The sequence below is a fragment of the Streptomyces sedi genome (assembly GCF_006335015.1).
Taxonomy (GTDB): domain Bacteria; phylum Actinomycetota; class Actinomycetes; order Streptomycetales; family Streptomycetaceae; genus Streptomyces; species Streptomyces sedi.
Genome location: NZ_VDGT01000038.1, coordinates 1 through 14,343, shown reverse-complemented (window position 1 = coordinate 14,343; position 14,343 = coordinate 1). Strand labels below are relative to the sequence as shown.

General features: G+C 73.6%; 11 protein-coding genes. 7 read left to right on the top strand and 4 right to left on the bottom strand.

Going from position 1 to position 14,343, the window contains the following annotated elements:
- Together FH715_RS27745 and mce are read right to left on the bottom strand one after the other, a co-directional pair.
- On the bottom strand, positions 1-2,825 hold a 2,825-nt coding region (locus FH715_RS27745; protein WP_139650235.1), incomplete at its 3' end, for a hypothetical protein.
- Positions 2,826-2,942: 117 nt separating this feature from the next.
- Positions 2,943-3,395 (bottom strand): methylmalonyl-CoA epimerase, encoded by a 453-nt coding sequence (gene mce / locus FH715_RS27740; protein ID WP_139650234.1) that lies wholly within the window; start codon positions 3,393-3,395, stop codon positions 2,943-2,945.
- A gap of 163 nt (positions 3,396-3,558) precedes the next feature.
- On the opposite strand from mce, the gene FH715_RS27735 reads away from it, so the two are divergent.
- A complete protein-coding gene (locus FH715_RS27735; RefSeq protein WP_139650232.1) occupies positions 3,559-4,770 on the top strand; it encodes an acetyl-CoA C-acetyltransferase in 1,212 nt (403 codons plus the stop codon).
- A complete protein-coding gene (meaB, locus tag FH715_RS27730) occupies positions 4,763-5,746 on the top strand; it encodes a methylmalonyl Co-A mutase-associated GTPase MeaB (protein WP_139650230.1) in 984 nt (327 codons plus the stop codon). Before FH715_RS27735 ends, meaB begins: the two co-directional genes overlap by 8 nt.
- A gap of 33 nt (positions 5,747-5,779) precedes the next feature.
- Here the strand turns inward: meaB and FH715_RS27725 are convergent, their stop codons facing one another.
- Positions 5,780-6,577, bottom strand: coding sequence for a PepSY domain-containing protein (locus FH715_RS27725; RefSeq protein WP_170184853.1), 798 nt, complete (start codon positions 6,575-6,577; stop codon positions 5,780-5,782).
- A 147-nt stretch (positions 6,578-6,724) separates the two neighbouring features.
- On the opposite strand from FH715_RS27725, the gene FH715_RS27720 reads away from it, so the two are divergent.
- Together FH715_RS27720 and FH715_RS27715 are read left to right on the top strand one after the other, a co-directional pair.
- Positions 6,725-7,408, top strand: coding sequence for a response regulator transcription factor (locus FH715_RS27720; RefSeq protein ID WP_139650226.1), 684 nt, complete (start codon positions 6,725-6,727; stop codon positions 7,406-7,408).
- Positions 7,401-8,942: a sensor histidine kinase gene (locus FH715_RS27715; protein ID WP_139650224.1), complete on the top strand. Its 1,542-nt coding sequence runs from the start codon at positions 7,401-7,403 to the stop codon at positions 8,940-8,942. Before FH715_RS27720 ends, FH715_RS27715 begins: the two co-directional genes overlap by 8 nt.
- An 11-nt stretch (positions 8,943-8,953) precedes the next feature.
- On the opposite strand, the gene FH715_RS27710 is transcribed toward FH715_RS27715, so the two are convergent.
- Positions 8,954-9,430 (bottom strand): MarR family winged helix-turn-helix transcriptional regulator, encoded by a 477-nt coding sequence (locus FH715_RS27710; RefSeq protein ID WP_139650222.1) that lies wholly within the window; start codon positions 9,428-9,430, stop codon positions 8,954-8,956.
- A 123-nt stretch (positions 9,431-9,553) separates the two neighbouring features.
- On the opposite strand from FH715_RS27710, the gene FH715_RS27705 reads away from it, so the two are divergent.
- The 3 genes from FH715_RS27705 to glxA all read left to right on the top strand — a co-directional run bounded on the left by FH715_RS27705 (position 9,554) and on the right by glxA (position 13,878).
- A complete protein-coding gene (locus tag FH715_RS27705; RefSeq protein ID WP_139650220.1) occupies positions 9,554-9,898 on the top strand; it encodes a DUF3817 domain-containing protein in 345 nt (114 codons plus the stop codon).
- A gap of 120 nt (positions 9,899-10,018) precedes the next feature.
- The gene (locus tag FH715_RS27700) at positions 10,019-11,833 is read left to right on the top strand and encodes a glycosyltransferase family 2 protein (protein ID WP_139650218.1); all 1,815 of its coding nucleotides are present in this window, start codon (positions 10,019-10,021) and stop codon (positions 11,831-11,833) included.
- On the top strand, positions 11,830-13,878 hold the full coding sequence (gene glxA / locus FH715_RS27695; protein ID WP_139650217.1) for a radical copper oxidase GlxA: 2,049 nt from the start codon (positions 11,830-11,832) through the stop codon (positions 13,876-13,878). The genes FH715_RS27700 and glxA overlap by 4 nt, the downstream gene beginning before the upstream one ends.
- Positions 13,879-14,343 lie beyond the last annotated feature (465 nt).

Genomic DNA, 14,343 nt, shown 5'->3' with positions numbered 1-14,343 from the left:
ATCAGTTGGTCGGCCTGTTCGGCTGCCTCGGTGCGGCGGCGGGAGGCGTCCTCGCGGGCGCCGTCGAGTACTGCTTCGGCCTCGGTGCGGAGCCGTTCGGCTTCCTCGGTGGCGCCGGCGATCAGTTGGTCGGCCTGTTCGGCTGCCTCGGTGCGGCGGCGGGAGGCGTCCTCGCGGGCGCCGTCGAGTACTGCTTCGGCCTCGGTGCGGAGCCGTTCGGCTTCCTCGGTGGCGCCGGCGATCAGTTCGTCGGCCTGTTCGGCTGCCTCGGTGCGGCGGCGGGAGGCGTCCTCGCGGGCGCCGTCCAGTACCGCCTCGGCCTCGGCGCGCACCCGCTCCGAGGCCGCCTCGGCGTCCCTGCGCCTGGTCTCCGCGTCGGCGATCGCCTCCGTGACGGTCCGCTCGGCGAGCGCCGCGGCGGCCTCCTTCTCCTCGGCCGACTCGCGCAGCACCCGCGCCGCCGCCCGCTCGGCCTCGGCGCGGTGGGCCGCGATCTCGGCCTCGGCCTCCTCGCGCAGCCCGGAGACCGAGTCCCGCACCTGCTGCGCCTTGTGCTCGGCGGCCGAGACCAGCGTCTCGGCGCGGCGCTCCGCCTCGTCGAGCCGGGTGCGGGCGCCGGCCAGCAGCTCCTCGCTCTGCTCGTGGGCCTGCGAACGCTCCTGGTGCGCCGCGTCCCGCGCCTCGGCCAGCAGCGTCTCGCCCGTGGCCCGCAGCCGGGCGGCCTCCTCCTGCGCGGCGGCCAGCGCCTCGGCCGCCTCGCCCGCGGTCCGCTCCGCCGCCGCGGCGGCGTCGGCCCGCGCGCGGTCGGCCGCGGCGGCGGCCTCCTCGCGCAGCCGGTCCGCCTCGGCCAGCGCCTCGCCGCGCAGCCTGACGGCCAACTCCTCGCCCTCGACGCGGGACTTGGCCGCGTCCGCCGTCGCCTCGGCCCGCACCTCCTCGGCCGAACGCTCCGCCTGCTCCGTCAGCGTCTTCGCGCGCTCGGCCGTCTCGGCCCGCAGCTGCTCGGCCGCCTCGTGCGCCTCGGCGCGCAGCCGTTCCGCCTCGGACCTGGCCTCGGCCAGCTCCGTCTCCGCCGTCGCCAGCCGCTCGGCCGCCTCGGCGCGCAGCCGCTCCAACTCGTCGGCCGCCGCCTCCCGTTCGGCCCGGCCGGCCTCCCTGGCCTCCTCGCGGAGCTTCGCCGCGGCCTCCTTGGCCTCGGCCGCCACCTTCTCGGCGGCCGAGGCGGCCTCCTCGCGCAGCTCGTCGGCCTCGCCGCGCGCCTTGCGCAGCGCCTGCTCGGCCTGGTTGCGCAGGGTGGTGGCCCGTTCGATGGCCTCGGTGCGGACCCGTTCGCTCTCGGCGGTCGCGGCCGAACGCAGCTCCTCCGCGTCGGCCTTGGCCTGGGTCAGCAGCTCCTCGGCGCTGGCAGCCGCCTGCTCGATCTGGGAGACCGTCTCGCGGCGGGCCTCCGCCCTGATCCGCTCGCCCTCCTCCACGGCCTCGGCCCGCAGCTGCTCGGCCTCGCCGCGCAACCGCCGTGCCTCCTCCTGGAGTTCGACGGTCTTGGCGCGGTAGTCGGCGGTGTCGTCCTTGGCGGCGCCGCGCAGCTGCTCGGCCGTCTCGTGCGCCTCGGCGCGCAGCCGGTCGGCCTCGGTCTCCGCCTCGGCCCGCAGTCGTTCGGCCTCCTCGGTGGCGGCCCTGGTCGTCGCCTTGGCCTCGCCCGCCGCCTTGTTGAGCACCTCCTCGGCGGTGCGCGCCGCCTCGGCCAGCTGCGCCGCGTACTCCTCGGCCGAGCGGGAACGCGCGTCCTCCGACGCCTCCGCCACCAGCTGCTCGGCCCGCGCCTTCGCCTCGTCCAGCGCGTTCTGCGCCTCGGTCCTGCGGCGGTCGGCGTCGGCCGTCGCCTCGCTGACCATGCGGGCGACCTCGGCCTTGGCGGTCGCGGTGCGCTGCTGGTAGACGCTCTCCGCGTCGGCGCGGCGCCGCTCCGCCTCCTCGGCGGCCTCCTCACGCAGCCGGTCGGCCTCCTCGCGGGCCAGCCGCAGCGCGGTCTCCGCGTCGGCGGCGCGGTCCTCGGCCTTGCGCACCAGGGCGGCCGTCTCGCGCCGGCCGGTCTCCGCCTCCTCGGCGGTGGAGCTGCGCAGCCGCTCCGCGTGCTCGGTGGCCTCGTCGGCCTGCGCCGAGGCGGCGCTGACCAGCCGTTCCGCGTCGGCGCGCGCCCGGCGCAGCAGCTCCTCGGCCTCGGTCCTGGCGGCCTCGGCGTCGCTCACCAGCCGCGCTCTGGCCTCCTCGGTCAGCCTGGCGGCCTCGGCCCTGGCCTGGCTGACGGTCCGTTCGGCCTCGGCTCTGGTCTCCTCGATCAGCCGCCTGGCCTGGGACTCGCTGCGGGCGCGCAACTGCTCGGCCCAGGCGACGTTCTCGTTGACATGGGTCTCGACGGTGGAGCGGCGCTGCGCCAGCTCCTCGTCCAGCCGCTGGCGGCGGTTGACGGCCTCCGCGTGCAGCTCGGCCTCGATGCGGGCGCGCTGCTCGGACTGCTCCTGGAGCACCCGCTGGGTGCGCGCCCGCGCCTCGCGCAGCTCGCGCTCGGCGTCGGCGCGCAGTTGGTCGGCCTGGTGCTGGGCGGAGCGCAGCACCTGCTCGGCGTGTGACGTGGCGTCGCCGTAGACCGGACGCACCGCCAGCGCACGGCGGACCTCGTGCAGCTTGGCGCGCAGGACCTCGACCTGGTAGCCGAGATCGTCGGCGTGGTCGACCGCCTTGTCCCGCTCCTTCTTGAGCCGCTCCATCTCGGCTTCGAGTCGCGAGAGGTGGTCGTCAGCCTGGTAGGCGTCGTAGCCCCGCACCGTGCGGCCCCATCCGTCCCCTGGTCGTGGTAAAGCTGATCCGGTCGTCGGCGAACACGGGACGAGAAGTGCCCCAAAGCCCCGGCTGGGCCACTCTACCGGCCTGGGAGCCTTGCGTCAGTGGGCCTCAGGTTCCGCTGCGGTCTCGTTCGGCGCGGAGGTGACCAGTTCGGTGAGCACGCCGTGACAGTCCTTGGGGTGGAGAAAGGTGATCCGCGAATCCATCGAGCCGCGCCTCGGCTGGTCGTAGAGGACCCGCACGCCCTTGCCCCTGATCGATTCCGCTTCGCCGTCGACGTCGGCCGTGCCGAAGGCGATGTGGTGCACGCCCTCGCCGTTCTTCGCGAGCCACTTGGCGACGGGCGAGTCGTCGCGGATCGGCTCCAGCAGCTGGATCCAGGTGGCGCCGCCGTCGTCGGTGCCGTTGATCCTGAGCATGGCCTCGCGTACGCCCTGCTCCTCGTTGATCTCGGAGTGGTACACCTCGAAGCCGTAGGTGGTCCGGTAGAACTCGACGGTCGTGTCGAGGTCGAGGCAGGCGATCCCGATGTGGTCGATGCGAGTCAACATGGCTCCAGTGCACAGGGTTTGGCCCCCCTCGCGCAACGTGCCCACGGTCACAGGCGGGCGCGGGTGACCCGGTGGGGCGCCCCTCGGTAGATTGAAGTGAACCATCGTTTACCTCGGGGCGGCCCGCCCGGTGCCGTGCCCGTCCCAGCGCGAGGAGTGCATGATGACGACTTCCCCACAGCGTCGTTCGGTGATCGTCTCGGGCGCCCGCACCCCGATGGGGCGGCTGCTCGGCTCGATGTCCGGGTTCTCGGGGGCCCAGCTGGGCTCGTTCGCCATCCGGGCGGCCCTGGAGCGGGGCGGGGTGGCGCCGGAGCAGGTCGACTACGTGGTGATGGGCCAGGTGCTCACCGCGGGCGCCGGGCAGATCCCGGCCCGCCAGGCGGCGGTCGGCGCCGGCATCCCGATGACGGTGCCCGCCCTCACGGTCAACAAGGTCTGCCTCTCCGGGCTGGACGCGGTGGCCCTGGCCGACCAGCTGATCAGGGCCGGCGAGTTCGACGTGGTGGTGGCGGGCGGCCAGGAGTCGATGAGCAACGCGCCCCATCTGCTGCCGGCCGGCCGGCGCGGGGTGCGGTACGGCGCGATGCAGGTGCTGGACGCGATGGCGCACGACGGGCTCACCGACCCGTTCGACGGGATCGCGATGGGCGAGTCGACGGAGACCTTCAACGGGAGGCTCGGCGTCACCAGGGCGGAGCAGGACGCGGTCGCCGCGCTCTCCCACCAGCGTGCCGACGCCGCGCGGAAGAACGGGCTGCTGGCCGAGGAGATCGTGCCGGTGAGCGTTCCCCAGCGGAGGGGGGAGCCGCTGCTGGTCGAGGAGGACGAGGGCATCAGGCCGGAGACCACCGTCGAGTCGCTGGCCCGGCTGCGGCCCGCGTTCCCCGGCGCCGACGGTCAGGGCACGATCACGGCCGGCTCCGCCTCGCAGATCTCCGACGGGGCGGCGGCCCTGGTGGTGATGGAGCGCTCGCGCGCCGAGGCTCTCGGGCTGAGCTGGCTGGCCGAGATCGGCCCGCACGGCAACGTCGCCGGCCCCGACAACTCCCTGCACTCCCAGCCGGCCCGCGCCATCGAACACGCCCTGGACCGCGCCGAGTTGACGGTTGACGACCTCGACGTGGTGGAGATCAACGAGGCGTTCGCCGCCGTGGTCGTCCAGTCCATGCGCGACCTGGGGATCTCCTCCGAACGTGTGAATGTCAACGGTGGCGCGATCGCCCTGGGCCACCCCATCGGCATGTCGGGCGCCCGGCTCGCGCTCCATCTCGCGCACGAGCTGCGCCGACGGGGCGGGGGCACCGGCGCCGCCGCCCTGTGCGGTGGCGGCGGCCAGGGCGACGCGCTGCTGCTGAGCGCGCCGCGTGGCTGAGAACGGCGGGCGGGCCGCCGGCGCCGACGTCGGCGACCTGGTGGCCCGCGCCCGGCGGGGTGAGCCGCGCGCCGTCGCGCGGCTGATCTCGCTGGTCGAGAACGAGTCGCCCCGGCTGCGCGCGGTGATGGCCGCGTTGGCGCCGCTCACCGGCGGCGCGCGGATCGTCGGGCTGACCGGCTCGCCCGGCGTCGGGAAGTCCACCACCACCTCGGCGCTGGTCACCGCCTACCGGCGCGCCGGCAAGCGGGTCGGGGTGCTGGCCGTCGACCCGTCCTCGCCGTTCTCCGGAGGCGCGCTGCTGGGCGACCGGGTGCGGATGAGCGAGCACGCGCTGGACCCGGGCGTCTATGTCCGCTCCATGGCCACCAGGGGCCATCTCGGCGGGCTCTCCTGGGCGGTGCCCCAGGCGGTGCGGGTGCTGGACGCGGCCGGCTGCGACGTCGTGCTCGTCGAGACGGTCGGCGTCGGGCAGTCCGAGGTCGACATCGCCGCCCAGGCCGACACCACGGTGGTGCTGCTGGCGCCGGGGATGGGCGACGGGGTGCAGGCGGCGAAGGCCGGCATCCTGGAGGTCGGCGACCTCTTCGTCGTCAACAAGGCCGACCGCGACGGCGCCGGCACCACCGTGCGCGAGCTCCAGCACATGCTCGGCCTCGGCCCGCCGCGCGCCCCCGGGGAGTGGCGCCCCTCCGTCGTCCGCACGGTCGCGGCGCGCGGCGAGGGCGTGGACGAGCTGGTCGAGGCGCTGGAGAAGCACCACGGCTGGCTGGTCGAACACGACGCGTTGGCCGCCCGCCGGGAGCGGCGGGCGGCCAACGAGGTGGAGAGCATCGCGCTGACGGCGCTGCGCGCGCGAATGGGGCAGCTCGGGGGCGACCAGCGCCTCGGGGCGCTGGCCACCCGGGTGCGTGACGGGGACCTCGACCCCTACGCGGCGGCTGACCTGCTGGTGGAGGGAGTCGCCGAGGCGTAGGACCTCGGCGACCCCTCACGGGGCGGCGTTGCCTCAGCCGTCGCGACGGTCGTCGTCCCGGTCGTCCGCGTCGTCGTCCCTGTCGTCGTCCTGGTCGTCCCTGTCGTCATCCCGGTCGTCGTCGCGGTCGTCCCGGCTGTCATCCCGGTCGTCGTCGCGGTCGTCGTCCCGGTCCCGCTCCTCCTCGACGATGTCGCCGTTCTGGAGGCTGATGGCCAGCTCGTACTCCGTGCCGTCCTCGCCCCGCAGCTCCAGCTCCCAGCGGCCGTCGTCCACGTCGGCCTCGCGGAGGGTCGCGCCGGTGTGGGACTCGGCGGTGGCGATCGCCGTGGCCGCGTCCGTGCTGGCCTCGGCGGCCAGCAGGCTGCGCGCCGCGGCCAGGTCGTCGTCGCCGTCGTCGTCCCAGTCGTCATCGTCGTCGCCGTCGTCCCCGGAGCGGCCGGTGCGCTCGTCGAGGACCTCGCCGCCGTCCTCGCTGACCACCACGCGGTGCCAGGTCTCCGACTCGTCGTAGATCTCGATCTCCCAGCCGCGCGGCCCGTCGTCGTCGCGGTCCAGCTCGATCTCGGTGACGACACCGGGCGTCGCCGCCAGCGCCGTGGCCAGCGCGCGCAGCGCCGCCGAGTCGCCGGCCGCCTCCGCCGCGTCCGAGGCGGCCGTGGCGTCGTCGTCCCGGTCGGCGGAGCCGCCCTCCTGGATCGACAGGTTGCTGCTCAGCGCCGCCTGGTCGGTGCGCTCCTCGCCGCCCGAGGCCATCGCGATCCCCGCGAGGGTGCCCCCGGCGACGACGGCTCCGGCGGCGGCGACCGCGACGATCATGTTGCGCTTCATGTTGGGGTCCTCCCACTCGTTCCGGCTTCTCAGCCCGCCGCCCGGCCCCTCGCCGTTCGACGTGACCCCACAGTCGCCGAACGTTGCTGAAGCTGAGCTGAAGGCGGCTGAAGAAGTCTTCAGCATCCGTTTGCGAAGCTGGTCCACGTGCGCGTGCTGATTGTGGAGGACGAGAAACGGCTGGCGATCTCGCTGGCCCAGGGACTGCGGGCCGAGGGCTTCGCGGTCGACGTGGTGCACACCGGCACCGACGGGCTGCACCGGGCGACCGAGGGCGGCTACGACCTGATCGTGTTGGACATCATGCTGCCCGGCATGAACGGCTACCGCGTCTGCGCCGCGCTCCGCGCCGCCGGCGACGAGACGCCGATCCTGATGCTGACGGCCAAGGACGGCGAGTACGACGAGGCGGAGGGGCTGGACACCGGCGCCGACGACTACCTCACCAAGCCGTTCTCCTATGTCGTGCTGGTCGCCAGGGTCCGCGCCCTGCTCCGCCGGCGCGGCCGGGGCGCCGCGCCCGAGCTGCGGGTGGGCGACCTGGTCGTGGACCGTTCCACCCGCCGGGTGACCAGGGGCGGGCGCGAGATCGGCCTGACCGCCAAGGAGTTCACCGTGCTGGAGCGGCTGGCCGGCCGGGCGGGCGAGGTGGTCTCCAAGGCGGAGATCCTGGAGCACGGCTGGGACTTCGCCTACCAGGGCGACCCCAACATCGTGGAGGTCTATGTCAGCGCGCTGCGCCGCAAGCTCGGCCCCGGGCTGATCGTCACCGTGCGCGGCGCCGGCTACCGGCTGGCGACCGGGCCCGAGGGCGGCGAACGGCGTGGGTAGCGTCAGGGCGCGGGCCACGGTGGGCGCGACGCTGGTGGTGGCGGTCGCGCTGGTCGCGGCCGGGCTGCTGCTGGTGTGGCTGCTGCGCGACAACCTCCAGGAGCAGGTCGGCCTCCAGGCCGAGGTCACGGGACGCGACGTCGCGGCCCAGCTGGCGACCGGCCGCGCCCTGGACGACCTGGACCTCGACCACGCGCGGCCGGTGCAGGTGGTGGACCGCGAAGGCCGGGTCTACCAGGTCAGCGACGGCCTGGAACGGATCGCCGGCACCGGCAGCGACAGCGTCACCCCCGACCCCCCGGCCCGGGAGGACCAGGCCGAGCGGAGCGACCAGGCCGACCAGCGGGAGAGCCGGGAGGACCGCGACGACGACGAGGACGACGACGGCGACGACGAGGACGACGACCGCGAGGAGCGCCCCGGCGCCGACGGCGACGAGGACTCCTTCCCGGGGCCGGGCGAGCTGGACGAGGAGATCGGCTCGGTCACCGGCAGCGCCGTCGTCGACGGGGAGGACGGGGAGTACCTGTTCGCCGTCGTCGAGGTGACCACCCCCAGGGACGAGGACCTGGTGGTCTACGCGGGCGCCCCGCTGGACGTCGAACGCGCCGCGATCGACAGCGTGCGCAGCTCGATGCTGGCCGGCGTTCCCGCGCTGCTGGCCGTGGTGGCGGGCGTCACCTGGCTGGTGACCCGCAGGGCGCTGCGCCCGGTGGAGGGCATCCGGCGGGGGATGGCCGACATCACCCGCTCCGAGGACCTGAGCCGGCGGGTGCCGGAGCCGGAGGCCAGGGACGAGATCGGCCGGCTGGCCAGGACGACCAACGAGACGCTGGCCGCGCTGGAGTCCTCGGTGGAGCGGCAGCGCCGCTTCGTCGCCGACGCCTCGCACGAGCTGCGCAGCCCGATCGCCTCGCTCCGCACCCAGCTGGAGGTGGGCGAGGCCCACCCCGAGCTGCTCGACCTGCCGGGCGCGGTGCAGGACACCGTCCGGCTCCAGGGGCTCGCGGCCGACCTGCTGCTGCTGGCCCGACTCGACGCCGGGGAACGCCCGTTGAGCGCCACCGTCGAGCTGGGCCGGCTGGTCGACGAGGTGCTGGAGGAACGTGTCGGCGACCGGCACCCCGTTCAGCTCGCGGAGCTGGCCGACCTCACGGTGCGCGGCTCGCGCGGCCAGCTGGCCAGGGTGCTCGGCAACCTGCTGGACAACGCGCAACGGCACGCGACCGGCCGGGTGCGGGTCTCGCTGCGGGCCGCCGGCGGCGAGGCGCTGCTGGAGGTCGGCGACGACGGGGCCGGCGTGCCCGAGGGCGACCGGGAGCGGATCTTCGAACGCTTTGTGCGCCTCGACGACGCCCGCAGCAGGGACGAGGGCGGCGCCGGGCTCGGGCTGGCGATCGCCAGGGACGTGGCGCGACGCCACGCGGGGGAGCTGGACGTGGACACCGCGCCCGAGGGCGGCGCGCTCTTCACGCTGCGCCTGCCGCTGGCCGGGCGCGACGACCCGTCCGACGAGGAACCGGCGGCCGGCTAGGCCGTCTCGGCCTAGGGTCTGCCGCGCCGCTGGTGGAGATGGTCGGCGACCGGGGCGAGGGCCCGTCGCAGCGCGTCCAGCTCCTCGGGCGAGAGCAGGTCGATGAAGTGCTGGCGCACCGACTCCACGTGGTGCGGCGCCACCCGCCGCATCACGGCCCAGCCCTGCTCGGTGAGGACGGCGAACAGCCCGCGCTTGTCCGAGTCGCAGTGCTCGCGCCGCACCAGCTCCGCCTTCTCCATGCGGGTGATCTGGTGTGACAGTCGGCTCTTCGACTGGAGGGTGGCCGCGGCCAGGTCGCTCATCCGCATCCGCTGGTCCTCGGCTTCGGAGAGGAAGACCAGGATCTCGTAGTCGTTCATGGTCAGCCCGAACGGCTGGAGATCGCGCTCCAGCTGGTGGGTCAACAGCCTGCTGACGTCCAGATGGGTCCGCCACGCGCGCTGCTCCGCGTCGCTGAGCCAGCGGGTGCCGATGTCGGTGTCCATGCCTCCGAACGATAGCCAACGCCGGCGACCCCCGGCTCCCGAGCGTTCGGGGGACTGCGACAATGGCTTGTGCACCGGTTCACATGAGATCTTCACCCGGCATTCGAGAGGTCGCGCTTCCCCATGGACATGAAGACGCTGAAAGCCCTGCACCGGCTCCGTCTGGTGTCGGCCCCCGAGGCGGTCTCCTTTCTGCTGTTGCTGGTCTGCTCGGTGCTGAAGCGGACCACGGACTTCAACGCCGTCCCCGTCATGGGCGCGGTGCACGGGGTGCTCTTCGTCGCCTACGTGCTGCTGTGGGCCGACGCGTGGAACCGCGCGAAGTGGTCGCCCGCCACCGCCGCCTGGTTCTTCCTGATGGCGGTCATCCCGGTCGGCGGCTTCTTCGCCGAGCGCCGGCTGCGCCGTTCGCAGGACGACGCGGTGATCGCCGCCCGCGCCCGCAAGCAGGGCGTCGTCAACGCCTGAGGCCACCGTTCTGACGCCCCTGGGGTAGCTCGCTCGGACCGCTCCGGTTCGACAGGGACCACTTTCTGACGTGTCTTTGATGTGTCGGGTTGTGGTTCCTGTCCCGAAAAGGAGTGTTCCGTGCGGTCCCAGCGGTATGACTACGAGGTCTACAGCCGCCTCGCCGGCCCGCTCGCCGAGCCGGGCCCCGGCTACCGGGTGCGCTACCGGAGCCTGCTCGCCAGGGAACCGCACCGCACCCGCGCCACCCTGCTGATGGCGCTGGCGCCGACGCTCTCGCTGGTGCTGCTGCTGTGGCTGGTGTGGCCGAGCCACTGGACCGAACGCAGCGACGCCCCCTTCTGGTTGGTCGCCGCCGACGTGGTGATGCTCGGCTGCATCGCGCTGATCGAGCTGTTCCGACTGGTCAACGTGGTCTCCGTCGCCCACGCCACCATGGTCGCCAGGGACCCGGTGCCCGTGACGCCCGAGGCGGGCACCCGGGTCGCGTTCCTCACCACCTTCGTGCCGGGCAAGGAGCCCCTCACCATGGTGCGGGGCACCCTGGAGGGCGCCGTCCGGCTGCGGCACACCGGCCCGCTGGACGTCTGGCTGCTCGACGAGGGCGACGACCCGCAGGTCAGGGAGATGTGCGCCGAGCTGGGCGTGCGCCACTTCACCCGCAGGGGCGTCGACCGCTGGAACCAGCCCAGCGGCCCGCACCGCGCGCGGGCCAAGCACGGCAACTACAACGCCTGGCTGGACGCGCACGGCGACGACTACGACTACTTCGCCTCCGTCGACACCGACCACGTGCCGCTGCCCGGCTTCCTGGAGCGGATGCTCGGCTACTTCCGCGACCCGGACGTCGCCTTCGTCGTCGGCCCGCAGGTGTACGGCAACTACGAGGGGCCGGTCACCAAGTCCGCCGAGAGCCAGCAGTTCCTCTTCCACGCGCTGATCCAGCGCGCCGGCAACCGCTACCGCTCGCCGATGTTCGTCGGCACCAACAACGCGGTGCGGATCGCGGCGCTCCGCTCCATCGGCGGACTCTGCGACTCGGTCACCGAGGACATGGCCACCGGCTTCGAGCTGCACCGCACGGCCAACCCCGACACCGGCAACCGCTGGCGCTCGGTCTACACCCCCGACGTGCTCGCCGTGGGGGAGGGCCCGTCCTCCTGGACCGACTTCTTCACCCAGCAGCTGCGCTGGTCACGCGGCACCTACGAGACGCTGATCCGCCAGTACGGGCGCGGCGGGCGCCGCCACCGGCCGGGGACGCTGCTCAACTACTCGCTGATGCTGGCCTTCTACCCGATGGCCGCGATCACCTGGACGCTGGGCGTGCTGGGCTGCGTGCTCTACCTGCTGCTGGGCGCCTCCGGCACCCAGGTGTCGTCCTCGGTGTGGCTGATGCTCTACAGCGACGTCGCCGCGCTCCAGGTCGGCCTCTACGTCTGGAACCGGCGGCACAACGTCTCCCCCCACGAGCCCGAGGGCTCGTCCGGCACCGCGGGGATGCTGATGTCCGCGCTCTCCGCGCCGGTCTACGCCCGTTCGCTGCTGGACGCGGTGCTCCGGCGCACCTCCGGGTTCGTCGTCACGCCCAAGGGCGGTGAGGCCAGCCCCGACCGGCCGGCCACCTTCCGCTGGCACCTCGGCTGGGCCGGGCTGCTGACGTTCGCGCTGCTGGTCTCCGTCGTCCTCGGCCACACCCATGTGGCCATGCGCAGCTGGGCGTTGATCGCCCTCGCGGTCGCGCTCGCCCCGCCGGTCGTCTGGGCCTGGTCCACCCGCGAGCTGCGCCGCCGCCCCACCGGCCGGCACCGTGCGGCGGGACCGCGCACCCGGCTCGGCGTCGCCCGCCGCCCGTCGCCCGTTCCCGAAGCCAACGTTCCGAACGACCCCGGCGGCGAACTGCCGCCCCGACGCCCCGTGGGAGCCGACGCATGAGCCGTCAACGACGTGTCCGCCACCGCTACCGCCCCGGTCGCCGGCTGCGCAAGCTGGCCCTGGGCGGCGGCATCACCCTGCTGCTGGTCGGCCTGAACGCCCCCGCCGCCGTCTCCTTCGCCGAGCGGCAGCTCCACGAGTACCGCATATCCCGGCCCGCCTACCAGGCGAAGTACGGCTCCTGGGAGACGGTCGACGTGCCCGAGGAGTACCGCACCAACGCGATCCACGCGGCCCTGCTGCACACCGGCAAGGTGCTGCTGATCGCCGGCTCGGGCAACGAGGAGGACCAGTTCGACGAGGGCACCTTCGACACGATCCTGTGGGACCCCGAGGACAACTCGTTCGAGAAGGTACCGACCCCCGAGGACCTGTTCTGCGCCGGCCACGCCCAACTCCCCGACGGCAAGCTGCTGGTGGCCGGCGGCACCCTCCGCTACGAGGTGCTGGGCGACGCGGTCACCCACGCCGGCGGCCCGATGCTGATCAAGAACGAGGACCCCGACCGCAGCCGCGAGTTCCCCGAGGGCACCCGGCTGCGCGGTCCCGGCGGCCAGCTCTACGAGACCACCAACGCGATCACCGTGCCCGCCGCCGACAAGAAGGAGCGCGAGCCGGAACGCGACGAGGACGCCGCGGAGGCGGACGAGGTCGGCGCGGAGCCGGGGGCGGAGGCCGAGGAGGAGAACGAGCGGGAGAACGAGCCGGAGTACACCATCACGGCCGGCGAGGAACGGGTCTTCGTCACCGCCGTCGAGGAGGGCGAGCAGGGCGTCGTCGACGAGGCCGGCCAGTACGAGATCCTCGGCCTGGAGGGCGCCGACGCGCGCAACCTCTACGGGCTGGCCTCCGCGATCACCCTGGAGGACCAGGACTTCCAGGGCATCGACGTGGCCTACGAGTTCGACCCCGTGGCCGAGCGCTACATCCCCGTCGACCCGATGGCCGAGGCCCGCTGGTACCCGACGCTGACCACGCTCCCCGACGGCCGGGTGCTCTCCGTCTCCGGCCTCGACGAGGTGGGCGAGGTGGTCCCCGGGATCAACGAGATCTACGACCCCGAGACCAAGACCTGGTCCGAGGGCCCCGAGCGGTACTTCCCCACCTATCCGGCGCTCTTCCTCACCGAGGGCGGGAAGATCTTCTACACCGGCTCCAACGCGGGCTACGGCCCCGCCGACGAGGGCCGGGTGCCCGGCATCTGGGACCTGGAGGAGAACACCTTCGAGGAGGTCGGCGGCCTCTCCGACCCCGACCAGCTGGAGACCTCGGCCTCGCTGCTGCTGCCTCCCGCGCAGGACCAGCGGTTCATGGTGCTGGGCGGGGGCGGCGTCGGCGAGTCCTCGAAGTCGACGGAACGGACGGCCGTCGTCGACCTCACCGAGGAGGACCCCACCTACCGCGAGGGCCCGAGCCTGCCGCAGGGCACCCGCTACCTCAGCAGTGTGCTGATGCCCGACGACACCGTCTTCACCTCCGGCGGCTCCGAGGACTACCGGGGGCGCGGCAAGAGCGACGTGCTGCGGGCGCAGTTCTACGACCCCGAGCAGGACGCGTTCGTGCCGGCGGCCGACCCGACCGTGGGCCGCAACTACCACTCGGAGGCGCTGCTGCTCCCCGACGGGCGGGTGGCGACGTTCGGCTCCGACCCGCTCTACGGGGACAAGGACAACACCAGGACCGGCGAGTTCGAGAAGCGGATCGAGGTCTACACCCCGCCGTATCTCCACGACGGACGCGAGGAGACCCGGCCGGCGCTGGGCGAAGGGCCCGAGAGCGCCACGCTCGGCGAGACCGTCGCCTTCGCGACGGACGACGCGGAACGGATCACCGAAGCCCGGCTGATGCGCCCCAGCGCGGTCACCCACACGACGGATGTGGAGCAGCGTTCGCTGAAACTGGGGCTGGAACGGGTCGAGGGCGGCGTGGAGCTGACGGTCCCCGAGGACCCGTCACTGGTGCCTCCCGGCTGGTACATGATCTTCGTCACCGACGAGGCGGGTACCCCCGGCGAGGCCACCTGGATCAAGGTCGGCGCTGCCTGATCACTGGGTGGTGGCGGGGGTTGGCCGACTACGGAGCTTCGTGGCTGGGTGGGTTGTCGTCTGCGCCCCGGTGGTTGGTTGCTCGCGCAGTTCCCCGCGCCCCTGGTTTGGGCTGGCGTGGTGGGTTGGGTGCGGGTTTCGCCTTCGGCAGGTGGCGGCCTGTTTGGGGGCGCGGGGAACTGCGCGAATGCTGGGTGGCGGGGGTTGGCCGACTACGGAGCTTCGTGGCTGGGCGGGTTGTCGTCTGCGCCCCGGTGGTGGGTTGCTCGCGCAGTTCCCCGCGCCCCTGGGTTGGGCTGGCGTGGTGGGTCAGGTGCGGGTTCACCTGCGGCAGGTGACGGCCTGTTTGGGGGCGCGGGGAACTGCGCGGTGCATTCGTGGCGGGGGTCAGTCGACTACTGACCTTGCCGGTCTGGGTGAGGTGTCGTCCTCGCCCCGGCGGTCGGTTGCTCGCGCAGTTCCCCG